At 54.6% G+C, this 15,751-nt stretch carries 10 protein-coding genes and 1 riboswitch; of the genes, 6 read left to right on the forward strand and 4 right to left on the reverse strand.

Features of this window, described 5'->3' with window-relative positions; translation table 11 throughout:
- Position 1: 1 nt before the first annotated feature.
- Positions 2-2,707 carry an AsmA family protein gene (locus tag WJU22_RS11330; protein ID WP_341843345.1) on the reverse strand — a complete coding sequence of 902 codons (2,706 nt, stop codon included), beginning with the start codon at positions 2,705-2,707 and terminating at the stop codon, positions 2-4.
- A gap of 95 nt (positions 2,708-2,802) precedes the next feature.
- On the opposite strand from WJU22_RS11330, the gene WJU22_RS11335 reads away from it, so the two are divergent.
- The 3 genes from WJU22_RS11335 to WJU22_RS11345 all read left to right on the forward strand — a co-directional run bounded on the left by WJU22_RS11335 (position 2,803) and on the right by WJU22_RS11345 (position 4,930).
- Positions 2,803-3,393 carry an RNA methyltransferase gene (locus tag WJU22_RS11335; RefSeq protein ID WP_341843346.1) on the forward strand — a complete coding sequence of 197 codons (591 nt, stop codon included), beginning with the start codon at positions 2,803-2,805 and terminating at the stop codon, positions 3,391-3,393.
- Positions 3,393-3,848 (forward strand): TlpA family protein disulfide reductase, encoded by a 456-nt coding sequence (locus WJU22_RS11340; protein WP_341843347.1) that lies wholly within the window; start codon positions 3,393-3,395, stop codon positions 3,846-3,848. Before WJU22_RS11335 ends, WJU22_RS11340 begins: the two co-directional genes overlap by 1 nt.
- 476 nt (positions 3,849-4,324) lie before the next feature.
- On the forward strand, positions 4,325-4,930 hold the full coding sequence (locus WJU22_RS11345) for a hypothetical protein (protein ID WP_341843348.1): 606 nt from the start codon (positions 4,325-4,327) through the stop codon (positions 4,928-4,930).
- Between the two features lie 5 nt (positions 4,931-4,935).
- Here the strand turns inward: WJU22_RS11345 and WJU22_RS11350 are convergent, their stop codons facing one another.
- The 3 genes from WJU22_RS11350 to WJU22_RS11360 all read right to left on the reverse strand — a co-directional run bounded on the left by WJU22_RS11350 (position 4,936) and on the right by WJU22_RS11360 (position 9,152).
- Positions 4,936-5,544, reverse strand: coding sequence for a hypothetical protein (locus WJU22_RS11350; RefSeq protein ID WP_341843349.1), 609 nt, complete (start codon positions 5,542-5,544; stop codon positions 4,936-4,938).
- A 201-nt stretch (positions 5,545-5,745) separates the two neighbouring features.
- Positions 5,746-8,118 carry a ribonucleoside-diphosphate reductase subunit alpha gene (locus tag WJU22_RS11355; protein WP_341843350.1) on the reverse strand — a complete coding sequence of 791 codons (2,373 nt, stop codon included), beginning with the start codon at positions 8,116-8,118 and terminating at the stop codon, positions 5,746-5,748.
- 62 nt (positions 8,119-8,180) lie between these two features.
- Positions 8,181-9,152 carry a ribonucleoside-diphosphate reductase small subunit gene (locus tag WJU22_RS11360; protein ID WP_341843351.1) on the reverse strand — a complete coding sequence of 324 codons (972 nt, stop codon included), beginning with the start codon at positions 9,150-9,152 and terminating at the stop codon, positions 8,181-8,183.
- A gap of 140 nt (positions 9,153-9,292) precedes the next feature.
- Positions 9,293-9,494, reverse strand: a riboswitch (cobalamin riboswitch).
- Positions 9,495-10,438: 944 nt separating this feature from the next.
- Between WJU22_RS11360 and WJU22_RS11365 the strand changes: the two genes are divergently transcribed.
- The 3 genes from WJU22_RS11365 to WJU22_RS11375 all read left to right on the forward strand — a co-directional run bounded on the left by WJU22_RS11365 (position 10,439) and on the right by WJU22_RS11375 (position 15,745).
- Positions 10,439-10,999: an RNA polymerase sigma-70 factor gene (locus WJU22_RS11365; RefSeq protein ID WP_341843352.1), complete on the forward strand. Its 561-nt coding sequence runs from the start codon at positions 10,439-10,441 to the stop codon at positions 10,997-10,999.
- 86 nt (positions 11,000-11,085) lie between these two features.
- A complete protein-coding gene (locus WJU22_RS11370; protein ID WP_341843353.1) occupies positions 11,086-12,132 on the forward strand; it encodes a FecR family protein in 1,047 nt (348 codons plus the stop codon).
- Positions 12,133-12,310: 178 nt separating this feature from the next.
- Complete coding sequence (locus tag WJU22_RS11375; protein ID WP_341843354.1) at positions 12,311-15,745, forward strand: TonB-dependent receptor; 3,435 nt, start codon at positions 12,311-12,313, stop codon at positions 15,743-15,745.
- Positions 15,746-15,751: the final 6 nt, after the last annotated feature.

Genomic DNA, 15,751 nt, shown 5'->3' on the forward strand with positions numbered 1-15,751 from the left:
TTTACTGCTTTGTTGAATCCGGTGCGGTGTTTTTGCGTTTGATCAATCCTTTCAGGGTATTGTTCAACGTTTTTTCCGCCGCTTTGCCCGCTCCCTGCAGGCCGCCGCCGGAGCCGGTGGAATCTTTTCCGCCGAGCAACTGCTTTTTCAATTCATCTTTCGCCGCATTCACCGCTTCGTTTTTCACGTGCGTCAGCGAATCTTTCACGGTTTGTTTCGCGGAATCTACCTTGTTCTTCACCATGGCGGTGGCCTGGTCTTTCAGGTTGTCTGCCGCTTTGCCGGCCGCTTCTTTCAGATCGGTTTTTACGGAAGGTTTCATGATGTTGCCGCCCATGAGCACGTTCAGATACACGGTGTCGCCCACGTTCACGTTGATGCCTTTGCTGCTGGCCTGTTTCACGAGGTTGTTCACGAGGCCGGTAGCCTGGGAGCCCAGCAAAGTGCGGGGCAGGGCCAGTTGCATGGTATAATCCATCGTTTGGTCGAAACCGTGCGAGCCGCCGATGAGCATATTGAAATTGTTGAGTTTCACGCGGAAGGGGTTCACCGTCATCCGGCCGTTCTGGAACGCGAAGTAGTTCTTGATGTCGCGGATGGAAATGTCTTTCAGGGCAGACACGTTCAGCTGGTTAGCCAGCTGGTCCATCGGCGCGAACTTCTTCAGGAAGCCCTGGATGAGCAGGAGATTGCCGTCACCGGTGAGCGTGTTCAGCTGGGGCGACATATCTTTCCCAAGCTTGCCCGTTACCGTCATCTGCGAGCTCATTTTCCCGCTGAGGAACTGCGCGATAGGCATGAGTTTCTGTACGGTGTTGAAAGTCTTGAACGTTTCCTGCACGTCGAGCTCCTTTACGTCGTACGAAATATTGATATCGGGATGGTCTTTGTCGTTTTTGGTGGAATAGGAGCCGTCGATTTCCATGGAGCCCTGCAGCGCGTTGGCTTTGATGTCTTTCATGATCACGGCTTCGTCGCGGAGGAGCAGTGTGCCGTTGAGGTTGCTGAGGGCGAGGTTGTCGTACTGCACTTTCCCGGCCTGCGCCTGCAAGGTGAAGTCGAGGTTGTTGGGTACGGCGAAAGGCGCGCTGGCCGTGGTATCTGCCGGTTTGCCCGAGGCGTCCGCTTCCGGGGTGCCCATCCACTTGTTCAGGTTGATCTGATCGGCTTGCAGGGCAAGTTTGCCGTTAAGTGCACTGTTGCGGAAAAGGTAGGCGAGGAGGTTATTCACTTCGCCGTTGGCGTTGAAGTTGGTGCCGAGGTATTGCCCCTTGAAGTCGGAAACGGTGACGTTTTTCGGGTTGAAAGACATGAGCATCGACGATACTTTCACGCCGTCCGGGTAATCCTTGCTTTGATATTCGAGGTTCGACAGGGCAACTTTGCCGGAGGCGTTGAACGATTCGTATTGTTCCCGTTCGATGGCGCTCATGTACCCGCGGGCCTGGAGGTCTGCATCGAGCAGGCCGGCCAGTTTGGTGCCTTTTTCGAACTTCACGATCTGGGTTACCTTGCCGAGGTCGAGGCGGCCTTTGGCGGCGGCGTCGAGGTAAAGGTCGGACACGGGCGTTTTGATCATGAGGCGGAAATCCACCGGACTGTCGTCCATTTCAAGATGCGCCTGGGGCACGTCTACGATGGTATGGTCGGGCACGCCGTCGGGGTTGGTGACGTTCACGGCGAGGTTGATATTCTTCACCGGTTTGGGAAGATCGGGGTATTGGAAGAAACCGTTCTTCACGCCGAGATGCACTTCATACGCCGGCATCTGCTGCTCCGAGTACACACCTTTCACGAAGCCGTTGAGCGTGGCGTTTCCGGAGGTTTTGATGCTGGAAAAATCTTTGCTGTAGACGGCGGGTACCAGTGAAAGGATGTCTTTGAAATCCGTACTGGGCGCCTGGAAACGGATGTCCATGTTATAGGAGCTGTCGTTCACCAGCTGGAAGAACCCTTCGGTACTGAGTTTCAGGTTATTGACGGAAATTTTATCCGTTTTGAAGGTGTATTTCCCGGCTTTGTTGTCGATGTTGACGTCGGCGAGGATTTCCGTTTTGGCATCGAGCAGGTAGGGGATGAATCCCTGTGCGAAGCTCACCGCACCCGCGGTGGTGCTGGTGCTGAGTGTGAAGTTATCCTGTGTGAAATCGCCTTTCCCTTTGTGGTTGAGGCCGGCGATGGCCAGGTGCATATGGCCCTGGTGGTCGTCGTACTTCACGGTCGCGTCTTCGATGCTGTATTGCTGGAGGCTGAAGGCGAATTCGCTGGACGAAGTATCGGCGGGCGCGCCGGCGGTGGCGGTGTCCGGTTTCACGATGTCCCAGTTCGGGCGGCCTTCTTCATCAACCACGGCATAGATGCGGGGCTGGATGAGGGAAACGTTGTGCACGTTGATCTTTTCGCCGCGGATGGCGCTCATGAGGTCTACGGCCAGGTCGAGCCGGCGAACGGCCAGCAGGGTGTCTCCGGCGAAGTGGTTCACGCCGGTGATGTGGAGCTCTTCGAGCGCCACGGCCAGCCGCGGAAAGCGGCGGAAGAGGCTGATATCCACGTCCTTGAAATCGACCTTGGCGTTCAGGTTCTTGTTCAGCTCGGCTTTGACCTTCGACATGATCTGGCCTTTGAACAGGTACGGAATGGCAACGAGCAGTGCAATGAGCACCAGCAGCCCGATGCCGATACCCTTCAGTATCTTCTTGAGTTTCATAGGGTGAAGTTGTTGTGGTTTACGTGTTGGCAAATGAAGCTACGGATCATATCGGTAGTAAATTCGTTATTTTTGACACAAATATATATAACGGCATGACACCGGAACGGAAAGAACGGCTTTTATCGGTAATTAACAAACGTCAGGCCAACCTTACGGTGGTGCTGGAAAATGTGGAAGATCCGCATAATGTGTCCGCCGTATTGCGTACCTGCGACGCCGTCGGCATCCAGGACGTATACGTGTTGACCACCAAAGTACCGCGCCACAAGCGTTGGGGCGTGAAAAGCTCGTCGAGCGCCGCCCAGTGGCTCACCGTTCACCAGTTCACGGATACGAACGAACTGGCCACCGCGCTCCGCGCGAAATACGACAAAATTTATACCACACACCTGGCAGACGGGGCTATGAGCCTGTACGACATCGATTTTTCGGGATCGGTGGCCCTGGTATTCGGCAACGAGCAAACGGGCGTGAGCCCCGAGATCCGGGCGTTGGCCGACGGCAATTTCGTGATCCCCATGATGGGCATTATCCGTTCGCTGAATATTTCGGTGGCCTGCGCGGTGAGCATTTACGAAGCCATGCGGCAAAAAAGCCTCGCCGGGCATTACGCCGCCCCCTCGCTGCCGGATGCGCAGCGGAATGGACTGCTCGCCGAATGGGGCTATAAAGAAGATGAATAATGAACGTTTTCGTTTTCATACTGGCGATGCTGGCCGGACCGGCCGTGGAGCGGGTAAGTCCTGCGGAGCTGGAGGCGCGCCTGGCCGCAACCGATTCTCCCATGGTGGTGAACCTCTGGGCTACCTGGTGCGGCCCCTGCGTGGAGGAGCTGCCGCATTTCGAAAAAGCTTCCAAAGCATTTCCGGGTGTGAAGTTCGTGTATCTCAGCCTCGATCTGGATGAAGCCTATCCCCGGCAGATCGATTCGTTCGTGAACAGGATCGGTTTGAGCGGGGAAGTGTGGTGGATGGCGGAAACCAACGCCAATAAATTCGCGTCGCTGATAGACGCGTCGTGGAAAGGGAGTTTGCCGGCCACTTTGTTCCTCCACCCCGGGAAGAAGTCCCGGAAGTTTGTGCAGGGCGCGATGGATGAGGGAGCGGTGATGCGGGAGGTGGCGATGTTGTTGAAATGACGAACCTATGAAATTATGAAGAATGATATTATTGGATTATTTATACTACAACGCCAGTAAGATGTATGAAAGTTATGGCGAGAAAGACTCGGATTTTACAGGGGCCTTAGTTGTGACTTTATTAGTGGCATTGAACATAGTGACCATTTATTTACCTCATTGTTGTATTGATATACGGCAAAGGGATATTTTCTCATCCGTTAATCGCCGTAGGAGTGGCTATCGGCGTTCTGGCATTTTTTATCAGGCGGTACTTTTATCAGCAGCGGTTTTCGTTGAAAGCCATAGAAGCAAAATGGCTTGGAAAAACGGATAAGGAAAGGATCAGCATAAAACATGAGCAAATCTTGTATGTGTTGATGAGCATAATTGTTTTCTTCGGATTAGCCATTTATCGGGGGCAGAAATTATAATCCGGCAGCGGGAACAAATACTTTCAAACTATGCTAAACGGCGTATTCAAATCCCTGTATCCCATGGTTACAATGATAGCCATGGCTATTGGCGCCAGTGCGCAAAGCGCACCCGTGGTTGACATTAAATCGGTCAGTGTGGAAAAAGTTCGCTGCTATGACCCCTACGACAAATTAGACGGCTACCGCCTTGTGATCTCCGTTCACAGGCAGGACACTATTTTACGGACGCCTGCGAATGTATATAACCTCGATATGCTCAAAGATCTGCCAGACAGTTTCAGGCTGATCCTTATCGATAAATTATTACAATTCAAAGGAGACACTTCCCGTTGCTGCAAGAAGATCGGAATGTTTTATTACGATGGAATCGAAAGGACATGCTACGGAAAACCCAAATCCAGCTACTTCAGCATTCAGATCGACGCGCTTTTCATGATCAACAAAATCGTGTATCCCTTCGGTACAAGTTTGTATTCCTGCCGGCCGGTGGTCGTAAATCCGCGAACGAAGAAAGAGTTGAACGAACGGCACGGGGAAATTATCAAATACTACAAAGTGTATGAACGGAGTTATCGGGCGGCCCGGGAAAAAGGCCGGTTAGACGAAACTTTCCGGTTCAATACCCGGCGCTATGCCTGGTTCGGGGCTGCCTTCATGCATGATTGAGGCAATCAGGATATCCGTGCCTTCTTCACCTGATCCTCCACATAGGCGCGGAAAATCCCGTCGAGCCCTTCTGCCCGGGTGATCTCATCCCATTCTTCCCAGTCCTTTTCCGTCACTTTTCCCCGGTCTACGAACAGCTCAGTAATATTGGCCGCGGTATTTTCATTGACGAGCCCGCTGCCCGCGAACGCCGCCAGCAGCGCCGTTCCCGCCACTTCGTCGGGGAATCCGGCCCCTGCGTCGAAATAATACGCAGCGATCGTTTTGTACAGGCATTGGATGGATTTGATGGCGGCTTCGGAGCGGTACAGGTTCCGCGACTGCCGGATTTCCTTCACCCAATGCGCCACCATATCCATATCGGCCAGGCTGGCGCGAACGTCGGGCTCACTGCTGCGCAGCAGCGATTCGTCGGCCGAAAGTACCAATGCTTCTTCGAGGAATTGCAGGGAATGGAGGACCATGTCCATCACAAAAGCGTTATCGATCTCGGCCGAATCGAAATCGGTCTCTATCCACTTTACGAGGGAGGGGTGCGTGCCGCGAACGCCCTGGTAGAGCGTTTGCATGATCTGCAGGCCGCCCAGCCCGTTTAATTTATCAGGTAACATCATGGGTTAATTGTTGGGGTACGGAAAGTTACCGGATAAAACCGTTGTGGCTTGGCAGCGGGGCGCAAACTGGCAACGGGGGCGGGTGGAATATCAAAAGCGGACTTCGGGCTGCGGGGCTTTCCGGCGAAATGCACGGCACAAAAAAGCCCGGAAGCTTTCGCTCCCGGGCAGGGTTTTTATTATCTGCAATGAATAACCGGATTAGGCGCTGCAGGTTACGCAGCCTTCTTCCATGGTGCAAACCGCACCTTCCACGATCTCCATTTCGCCGGAGCCTTCGGCAGGCATAACGGGCACCATGTTCTGGCCGCCCTGTTTTTCCACCGTGAACTGAACGGCTTGCGCTGCCGCCTGCGTGCGGAGGTAGTACATGCCGGTCTTGAGGCCTTTCTTCCAGGCGTAGAAGTGCATGGAAGTGAGCTTGGAAGCCGTCGGCTTGTCTACGAACAGGTTCAGCGATTGCGACTGGCAGATGAACGCACCGCGGTCGGCCGCCATATCGATGATCGTACGCTGTTTGATTTCCCAAACGGTTTTGTACAGTTCCTTGATGTTGGAGGGGATCTCGGGGATGCCCTGGATGGAACCGTTCGCCGAGATGATCTTGTTCTTCATGTCGTTGTCCCACAGACCGAGCTCTACGAGGTCTTTCAGCAGGTGTTTGTTCACTACCACGAACTCTCCGCTCAATACGCGGCGGGTGTAGATGTTGGAAGTGTATGGCTCGAAGCACTCGTTGTTGCCGAGGATCTGCGAAGTAGATGCAGTGGGCATGGGCGCCAGCAACAGGGAGTTGCGCACACCGTGCTTTTTGATCTCGGCTTTCAGGCCGGTCCAGTCCCAACGGTCAGACGGCTGCACGTTCCACATATCGTATTGCAGGATGCCTTTGGAAATGGGCGATCCTTCGTAGGAAGCGTATTTGCCTTCGGTAGTGGCGAGGTCTTTGGAAGCGGTCAGCGAAGCGAAGTAGATCGTTTCGAAGATTTCCTTGTTCAGCTGTTGTGCCGGCTCGCTTTCGAAGGGATAGCGGAGGAGGAAGAACGTGTCTGCCAGGCCCTGCACGCCGAGGCCGATGGGGCGGTGGCGGAGGTTGGAGTTGCGGGCTTCTTCAACCGGGTAATAGTTCTGATCGATGATACGGTTCAGGTTGATGGTAGCCTGGTAGGTAACGTCGAAGAGTTTCTGATGATCGAACTTGCCGTCGATCACGAACCGGGGCAGCGCCAGGGAGGCGAGGTTGCACACGGCTACTTCGTCTTCGGAAGTATATTCGATGATCTCGGTGCAGAGGTTGGAGGATTTGATGGTGCCGAGGTTCTGCTGGTTAGACTTGCGGTTGGCGGAGTCTTTGTACAGCAGGTACGGGGTGCCGGTCTCGATCTGAGCGTCGAGGATGGCGAACCACAGGTCCTGCGCTTTCACGGTTTTGCGGGCGCGGTTTTCGGACTCGTATTTTTCGTACAGTTTCTCGAATTCTTCGCCCCAGCAATCGGCCAGGCCGGGTGCTTCGTGGGGGCAGAACAGGCTCCAGTCGCCATTTTCTTCCACACGTTTCATGAACAGGTCGGGCATCCAGAGGGCGTAGAAGAGGTCGCGGGCGCGCATTTCTTCCTTACCGTGGTTTTTGCGGAGGTCGAGGAACTCGAACACGTCGGCATGCCAGGGCTCCAGGTAAATGGCGAACGCGCCTTTGCGCTTGCCGCCTCCCTGGTCTACATAACGGGCCGTGTCGTTGAACACGCGCAGCATGGGGATGATGCCGTTGCTGGTACCGTTGGTGCCGCTGATGTAGGAGCCGGTGGCGCGGATGTTATGGATGCTGAGGCCGATGCCGCCTGCGCTCTGGGAGATCTTGGCGGTCTGCTTCAGGGTGTCGTAAATGCCGTCGATGCTGTCGCCCTTCATAGTCAGCAGGAAGCAGGAGCTCATCTGGGGCTTCGGCGTTCCGGCGTTGAACAGGGTAGGGGTGGCGTGTGTGAACCAGCGCTCGCTCATCAGGTTGTACGTTTTGATGGCGGAGTCGATGTCTTCTTTATGGATGCCGACAGCTACGCGCATGAACATGTGCTGCGGGCGCTCGGCGATCTTGCCGTCCACTTTCAGGAGGTAAGAGCGTTCCAGCGTCTTGAACCCGAAGTAATCGAACGCGAAATCGCGGTCGTAAATGATGGTGGAATCGAGGATGTCGGCATTCGCCTTGATGATCTCCCAAACATCGTCGCCCAGCAGACCGGCGTTTTTGCCGGTTTTGGGGTCAACGTATTCATAGAGTTTCTTCATCGTTTTGGAGAACGACTTCAAAGTATTTTTATGCAGGTTGCTCACCGCGATGCGGGAAGCGAGCTGCGCATAGTCCGGGTGCTTGGTCGTCAGGGAGGCGGCGGTTTCGGCGGCGAGGTTGTCCAGCTCGCTCGTGGTAACACCGTCGTACAGTCCCTGGATCACTTTCTTCGCTACATCTATTGAATCTACGTATTCCGGCGCCAGTCCGTAACACAGCTTCTCTACCCTTGCCGTAATCTTGTCGAACTTGACAGTTTCCTTTCTGCCGTCTCTTTTTATAACGAACATAGTGTGATGAATTTAGTGGGTGAAAAATTGAATATGGCTAGATTGAGGTTATGTTTTTTTGACTAGAAATCTTCGTCGAGGCTGAAGGTTTGTGTTTCCTTGCTGCCCATTACGCCGGCTTTCTGGTAATCGCCTACGCGTTTTTCGAAGAAGTTGGTTTTGCCCTGGAGCGAGATCATTTCCATGAAATCGAAGGGGTTGGCGGCGTTGAAGAGCTTGCTTGCGCCCAGAGCCTGGAGCCAGCGGTCGGCCACGAACTCGATGTATTGTTTCATGAGGTCGGCGTTCATTCCGATGAGGGCTGCGGGCAGTGCTTCGGTGATGAATTCCTTCTCGATGGTAACGGCGTCGGCGATGATCTCGTGTACTTCTTTTTCGCTCAGCTTGCCTTCGAGCATGGAGTACAGGAGGCATGCGAATTCGCAGTGGAGGCCTTCGTCGCGGGAGATGAGCTCGTTGGAGAAGGTGAGGCCGGGCATGAGGCCGCGTTTTTTCAGCCAGAAGATGGAGCAGAAAGAGCCGGAGAAGAAGATGCCTTCTACCGCCGCGAACGCTACGAGGCGTTGGGCGAAGGTGCCATTCTCGATCCAGCGGAGGGCCCATTCGGCTTTTTTCTTCACGGCCGGTACGGTTTCGATGGCGTGGAAAAGACGGTCCTTTTCGGCGGGGTCTTTCACATAAGTATCGATGAGGAGGGCGTAAGTTTCGGAGTGGATGTTTTCCATCATGATCTGGAACCCGTAGAAGCAGCGTGCCTCGGGGATCTGCACTTCGCTCATGAAGTTCACGGCCAGGTTTTCGTTCACGATGCCGTCGGATGCGGCGAAGAATGCCAGTACGTGGGAAATGAAGTGGCGCTCGCCGTCGTTGAGTTTGGCCCAGTCTGCCAGGTCGCCCGACAGGTCGATTTCTTCCGCCGTCCAGAAGCTGGCTTCATGGCGTTTGTACTGTTCCCAGATAGCGGGGTAGTTGATAGGCAGGAGTACGAACCTGTCCTTGTTTTCCTTCAGTAATATCTCGTTCTCGTTATTCATACAAGTTTTTTTATATGGTTAACCAGTTTTAGTTGCCAGTTTTGTGATTGAACGTGATCCGAAGGGCGACGAAGGTCCCTCATCCTCGTAAGGAAAGTAGCGGGGGCCGTCAGCCAATACCTTGGATCGCGAAGGTTTTGACGTTGTCCGAAGTGCTGGCAGGTCTCCTGGCTATCCCTTGCCGGGGGCCTTCCCGTCCCGCTTTCGCTGAACAGTGGCGTAAATTGTAGAAACCGGCATTGACAGGGGGTTACAGTAGCGCGTCTGCCCGTGATTTGCACACGGTTCCCTTTTAATTCCTCGCGTCGGACACGTCCGGAAGCCAGCACATCGTTGTCAAGAACTGCTGCAAATGTAATGATCAAACCCCCTGCACAAATTCATAAGTTACCCCCATATGTGGATAAAGAACTCAACAACTTTGGAGATGCCGCAGGGGCGGCGGATCGGGGCTTTTACACACATAAATGCAGGTATTTGTTATGAGGATTTCTCACAATGTGTTGATTTTCTGGCACATATTAGCACAGTTAAAATGTATGTCGATCCGGACGCTGAAACCCAATTATTTGCACATTCATGGAAAAAAGCATTTCTTCTTTATCACCCATCGCCGTCCTTCTGAGAATGTAACAACGCATAACAGGAAGTAAGGGAATGCCTGTCGTTATCCACCATCGCCTTCCTTTCGCGGATAAAACATGCATAACAGGAGCAAAGGGGTGCCTTCGTTATCCCCATCGCCATCCTTCCATGTATAAAAAAATGCATAACAGGAGGAAAGGGATGCCTTCGTTATCCACCATCGTCATCCTTCCATGGATAAAACAGTGGATAACAGGAAGTAAGGGATGCCTACGTTATCCACCATCGTCATCCTTTCGTGAATAAAAACGCGGATAAAAACAATGCATGACAGGAAGTAAGGGGAATGCCTTCGTATTCCCCAATCACCAACCTTCCGCGGATAAAAACAGTGCATGACAGGAAGTAAGGGATACCCCTGCCAAACGTACGATGGCTCCCGGCCGGGAACGATGTGGATAAGGAAGGAAGCTCCTCTTTTTCCACCATCGCCAACCTTCCGCGGATAAAAACAGTGCATAACAGGAAGTAAGGGATACCCCTGCCAAACGTACGATCATTCCCGGCCGGGAAAGATGTGGATAAGGAAGGAAGCAGCCGCATTCGCGGGATTGGGTTAAAAAACAGGATTTCAATGTGAAAATCGTATCACGAGCGTGTCGGTTCCTCCCGTAACTTGCATATAACGTTAAATTCCGCGGATGGAGCAGTTGTTGGACCGAATTGCGAAAAACAGTGACCAGTTGGCTTTCGGCCAGCTCTTTTCCCATTACAGCGACCGCCTCATTTATTTCGCCGCGGCGCTCGTCCGCTCCCGCGAAGAAGCCGAAGAAGTAGTGGCCGATGTGTTCGTGAAACTCTGGCAGAACCGCACCCGCCTCCCGGAAATCCAATACTTCCAGACCTACCTCTACACCGCCGTCCGCAACACCGCCCTCAATCACAAATCCCGCTCGCTTTTCCCCCACGAAGAACTCGACGACCAGCACGCCGGCCTCATGCCCTGCGTAGTGTCTCCGGAAGAATCCCTCATCAGCCGCGAAAACCTCCGCCAGATAGAACAAGCGGTAAACGGACTGCCCCTCCGCTGCCGGCTCATTTTCAAGCTCGTAAAGGAAGACGGACTGTCGTACCGCGAAGTGGCCGAAGTCCTCGATATCTCCGTCAACACCGTTAACGCCCAGATCACCATCGCCCTGAAAAAACTCGGCTCCGCCATCGACCTGCGCAAGCCCTTCCGCATCCCCCTCCTCCGCAAATGACGGGGCGACAAAATTTTTTTTCAAGTCTTTTAACTGGACGGTCGAAAAACCGTGTCTAATTAATTAACCACCTGATTTTTTCCAGCATGGAACAAGAACAAAAGCTTTGGGAATTACTCGGCAAGGAATTGTCTGGCAGGCTCACCGAGAAAGAGCGGCCGGAGCTGGACATCCTGAAAAAACAGTTCCCCGAAGCCGTCAGGCAATACGAAATATTGGGTTCGTTGCAGTTCAGGAGCACCGAAACGCCTCCTGAAAGGAAAGAAGAACTGCTGGGCCGCATATTCGCCGCCGCCGGAGACCCGGCCGAAGAAATGCCGGCCGAAATGCCCCGCGCACGCCGCCTACGCAAACTTTGGCTCACCGCCGTTCCCCTCGCCGCCGCCCTCTGCGCCGGCGCCTGGTTCTGGATCGGGGATGGCACGTCGGAAGACAAAGGCTGGAGCACCGTGCAAACGCGCAAAGGCAGCAAATCGAAGCTCACCCTGCCAGACGGCACTGAGGTAGTCCTCAACGCCGGCAGCTCCCTATCGTACGCAGAAGGCTTCCGCAACGGGGCACGCGAAGTGCGCCTCAACGGAGAAGGATATTTCAAAGTGGCGCAAAACGCCGAGCATCCATTCATTGTAACCACCAATTCAGTCGTAGTACGCGTACTGGGCACGGAATTCAACCTCCAGGCGTACGATTCCGAATCAAAAACGGAAACCACCCTCATTTCGGGTAAAGTAGAAGTGACCGTGAAAAAAGAAGGGAAAAGCTATCTCCTGGAACCCCGGCAGAAACTGGCCGTAGTCAGCAATCCGCCGCCAGCCAAAACAGCCGCCCGGGTCGATCCCGCGCCGCCCAAAGTGACGCTCCTCGCCGCGGATACCGACCAGCAAGACAGCTCGCTTACCGCCGGCGCCTGGGTCGAAAACAGGCTCGTGTTCAACGACGAGCCCCTCGAAATCCTCGCGCGCCGCCTGGAACGATGGTACAACGTGGAAGTGGAAATCCAGGACGAAGCCCTCAAACAAACCCGCTTCACCGGCAGCGTAGAAAATGAACCGGTTTCGCAGATTCTGGAAATTCTGACCACGATCAAACCGATAAAATACAAAGTCACCGCGACCAAGATCATCATTTACTAACAAAAATTGCTAACAATGTACAGTTTACCACGTTCCACTTTCCAGCCTTCCTGACGCCCACCGTCTGGAAATAGAAACGGGAAATGCGCCAACATTCCCCGTTCAGTAAGTATGCAGGAAATCCGTCTGCTTTGGATTTCAACGGGTTTCCTATTGCCTTGACTTAACAATCAAATCTATGAAATTATTTACAAAACACGCTGCCAACAGGCAGTGGCATCAACTATTGCTGATCATGAAGATGAGTTTTGTGCTGACCTGCCTTTTCCTGCAGGTACATGCCGGCGTCTATTCGCAAAAACGTATCAGCGTGCAGGCCGACAAGCTGCCGGTGAGCCAGGTGCTCGCCATGATCGAGATGAAAACGTCGTACCGTTTTTTCTATAACAGCGATGAGCTCCGCAAACTCCCGCCGGTATCGCTTAACGTGACCAACAGCAACCTGGCAGACGTGATGTCGCTCGTGCTCGCCAGCCACATGCGCTACCGCGTGATGGACGACCGACTGGTGGTGCTCGGCAACGATATCGAAAACAAGCAGTTCAAGCGCCTGACCGGTAAGCTGACAGACAGCAAGGGCGGCCCCGTTCCCGGCGCCACCATCGTCATCAAAGGCACCACCAAAGGCGTGGCCAGCGATGCCGAAGGGCGCTTCGAAATAGAAGTGAACAACGGCGATGTGCTCGTGATCAGCATGATGGGCTTCAAAAAGCAGGAAATACCGGTAGCGGGCAAAGATCAGCTCGACATCGTCCTGGAAGCCGATGTAGCCGGTTTGCAGGAAGTGCTGGTGGTCGGATATGGTACCCAGAAAAAAGCGAACCTCACCGGCGCCGTGGCCTCCGTGGGCGGCGAAGTGCTGGAAAGCCGTCCGCTCGTGAACCTGGCCCAGGGGCTCCAGGGCGTAGTGCCGAACCTGAACGTGAACATGAACAACGGCGCCCCCGGCCGGGGAGCCACTTTCAATATCCGCGGCGCCGGCTCCATCACATCCGGCAACGACGCGCCGCTTGTGCTGGTAGACGGCGTAGTGATGGACCCCAACCTCATCAACCCGGCAGACGTACAGAACGTTACCGTGCTCAAAGACGCGGGCTCCGCCGCCATCTACGGCTCCCGTGCCGCCAACGGCGTGATCCTCATCACCACCAAGAACCCCAACAAACATCAGCCCATGCGGCTGTCTGTCAACAGTACCTACTCCTTCAACCGCCCTACTTACATGCCGAAATATATCAACTCCGTTGATTATATCCGCATGTTCCGCGAGGCAGACAGGACCGGCGCCGACGGCGGCAGAACTTCTTCGGAACCCTTTACGGCGGAGGATTCCATCCGCGCCGCGGAATATTATAATAATCCCGCCAACACTTCGCCCGTATACGTAGATCCCAACAACCCGAATAAATACCGCTATGTAGGCAATACCAACTGGCTGGATGAGCTCTATCCCGGTTGGGCGCCCATGTGGGACAATTCCTTCTCCCTCAGCGGCGGTTCCGGGAAAATCTCCTACGTGGCCAGCCTGGGATATCTCAAGCAGGACGGGCTTATCGAAGCGGCCGATCAGCGGTACAAACGCTACAACGCATCGCTGCGCCTCAACGCCGAAGCCACTTCCTGGCTCGATCTGAATTTCAAAGCGGCCCTGAACCGGTCCGATTTCAATACGCCGAACGCCACGCAGTTCGCGGAAAGCAATGTGAACGATTTCGCGTTTATTTCCAGTGACCTCCGTCCCATCATGCCCGTTAAACACCCCGACGGGAACTGGGCAGGACAGGGCAGCTTCACGAACCCTTTCGCCGTGATGGCCGAAAACGGGCGCGTTAAAGAAAACAAAACCGATATCTGGCTCACCGGCGGGTTTACCGTAAAACTGCTCCGCAACCTCCGCATCGTCGGCGATCTGACCTGGAACAATTACGGCGCGGGCAGAAGCATCCACTACAAAGCGTTCAAGGAATATGGGGTAGACGGAAGGCTGATCGGCACCTATCCCTGGACGAACCCCGACCGCCTCATCCGCCGGGCTTCCAACGACGGGTATCATGCCATCAATATCTATTCGGAATACTTCACCACTTTCGCGCGTAACCACAACCTGAAGCTCATGGCGGGTTACAACGAAGAGCTGAAACAGAATCTCTCGTTCAGCGCCACCGGCCGCAACCTCCTCGATCCTACGATGGAAAGCCTCACGCCGAACAACGATCCTACCGCCACGTCGCAATCCGTCGCCAACTCGATCTCCGAATGGGCCGTTCGCGGTGGTTTCTTCCGCGCCAATTACGATTTCAAGGAAAAATATTTGTTACAGTTGACGGGCCGATACGACGGAACTTCCCGCTACGCCCGCGGCAAGCGGAACGTGTTCTCGCCTTCGGTATCTGCCGCCTGGCGCGTGTCTGAAGAGAATTTCTTCGCCGGTGCGAAAAGCTGGGTGAACGATCTGAAGCTGCGCGCTTCCTACGGCATGCTGCCCAACCAGCTGAGCGACAACCCGTATCCCTACATCACCTTCATGCCCACCGGCACCACCGGCTACCTGTTCGGCAACAATCCCGGTGTAATTGTGGGCGCCCCGGCACTGGTAAGCGCGGATTTTACCTGGGAAAAAGTAACGACGCTGAACTTCGGGCTGGACCTCACTGCGCTCAACGACCGGCTCACCCTCGGTTTCGATATCTACCGCCGCAAAACGACGGACATGATCACCGCAGGCCGCCTGCTGCCCGCCATCCTCGGCACCAGCTCTCCCGCACGCAACTCGGCTGACCTGATGAACAGGGGATGGGAACTGGCGATCGGTTGGAAAGACAAGATCGGAAGCGATGTGCGGTATAATGTATCGCTCGTGCTGGCCGACAACCAGGCAGAAATCACCCGTTACGAAAACAATCCTACCGGCAACATCGGCGATCATTACGTGGGCAAGAAATGGAACGAGATCTGGGGGCTGGAGACCGACGGATTCTTTACATCCAACGAAGAAGCGGCGGCAACCGACCAAACGCAGATCTGGGCCGGTAAATGGCTCGCCGGCGATATCCGTTACAGAGACCTGAACGGCGATAAAAAGATCACCCGCGGCAGCAGCACCTTGTCTGACCCCGGCGATCAGAAGATCATCGGCAACACGACTCCCCGTTATACCTACGGCGTGAACCTCGGCATCGAATACAAGGGTTTCGACTTCACCGCGTTCTTCCAGGGCGTAGGCAAGCGCGACTGGATGCCGGGTGGTAACTATTTCTGGGGATTTGCGAGCGAATGGGCCGTGCCGATGGAGTACCATACCAATTACTGGCGCCCCGACAATACCAATGCCTATTATCCCCGCCTGCGCTTCGAAGGCGGCGGCAATTTCCAGGCGCAGTCCAAATACCTGCAGAACGCGGCTTACGCCCGGTTGAAGCAGCTGACGCTGGGCTACACCCTGCCGGCGGAATGGCTGCGCGTGGCGAAAATCCAGCGCCTGCGCGTTTTCGCTACCGGACAGAACCTGTTTACCATCACCAAAATGCACAAAGCGTTCGACCCCGAACTGCTGGGGGCCGACAGCTACCCGCTGAGCCGCACCATCTCGTTCGGTCTGCAACTGGGCCTGTAACCGCAT

The organism is Chitinophaga caseinilytica, from assembly GCF_038396765.1.
Taxonomy (GTDB): domain Bacteria; phylum Bacteroidota; class Bacteroidia; order Chitinophagales; family Chitinophagaceae; genus Chitinophaga; species Chitinophaga caseinilytica.

Bases quoted from the DNA above. Each gene is read 5' to 3' on its own strand.
- WJU22_RS11370 (WP_341843353.1), top strand. From the start codon at position 11,086: ATGGAACAAGAACAAAAGCTTTGGGAATTACTCGGCAAGGAATTGTCT.
- WJU22_RS11350 (WP_341843349.1), bottom strand. From the start codon at position 5,544: ATGATGTTACCTGATAAATTAAACGGGCTGGGCGGCCTGCAGATCATG.
- WJU22_RS11355 (WP_341843350.1), bottom strand. From the start codon at position 8,118: ATGTTCGTTATAAAAAGAGACGGCAGAAAGGAAACTGTCAAGTTCGAC.
- WJU22_RS11345 (WP_341843348.1), top strand. From the start codon at position 4,325: ATGGTTACAATGATAGCCATGGCTATTGGCGCCAGTGCGCAAAGCGCA.
- WJU22_RS11340 (WP_341843347.1), top strand. From the start codon at position 3,393: ATGAACGTTTTCGTTTTCATACTGGCGATGCTGGCCGGACCGGCCGTG.
- WJU22_RS11375 (WP_341843354.1), top strand. From the start codon at position 12,311: ATGAAATTATTTACAAAACACGCTGCCAACAGGCAGTGGCATCAACTA.
- WJU22_RS11360 (WP_341843351.1), bottom strand. From the start codon at position 9,152: ATGAATAACGAGAACGAGATATTACTGAAGGAAAACAAGGACAGGTTC.
- WJU22_RS11365 (WP_341843352.1), top strand. From the start codon at position 10,439: ATGGAGCAGTTGTTGGACCGAATTGCGAAAAACAGTGACCAGTTGGCT.
- WJU22_RS11335 (WP_341843346.1), top strand. From the start codon at position 2,803: ATGACACCGGAACGGAAAGAACGGCTTTTATCGGTAATTAACAAACGT.
- WJU22_RS11330 (WP_341843345.1), bottom strand. From the start codon at position 2,707: ATGAAACTCAAGAAGATACTGAAGGGTATCGGCATCGGGCTGCTGGTG.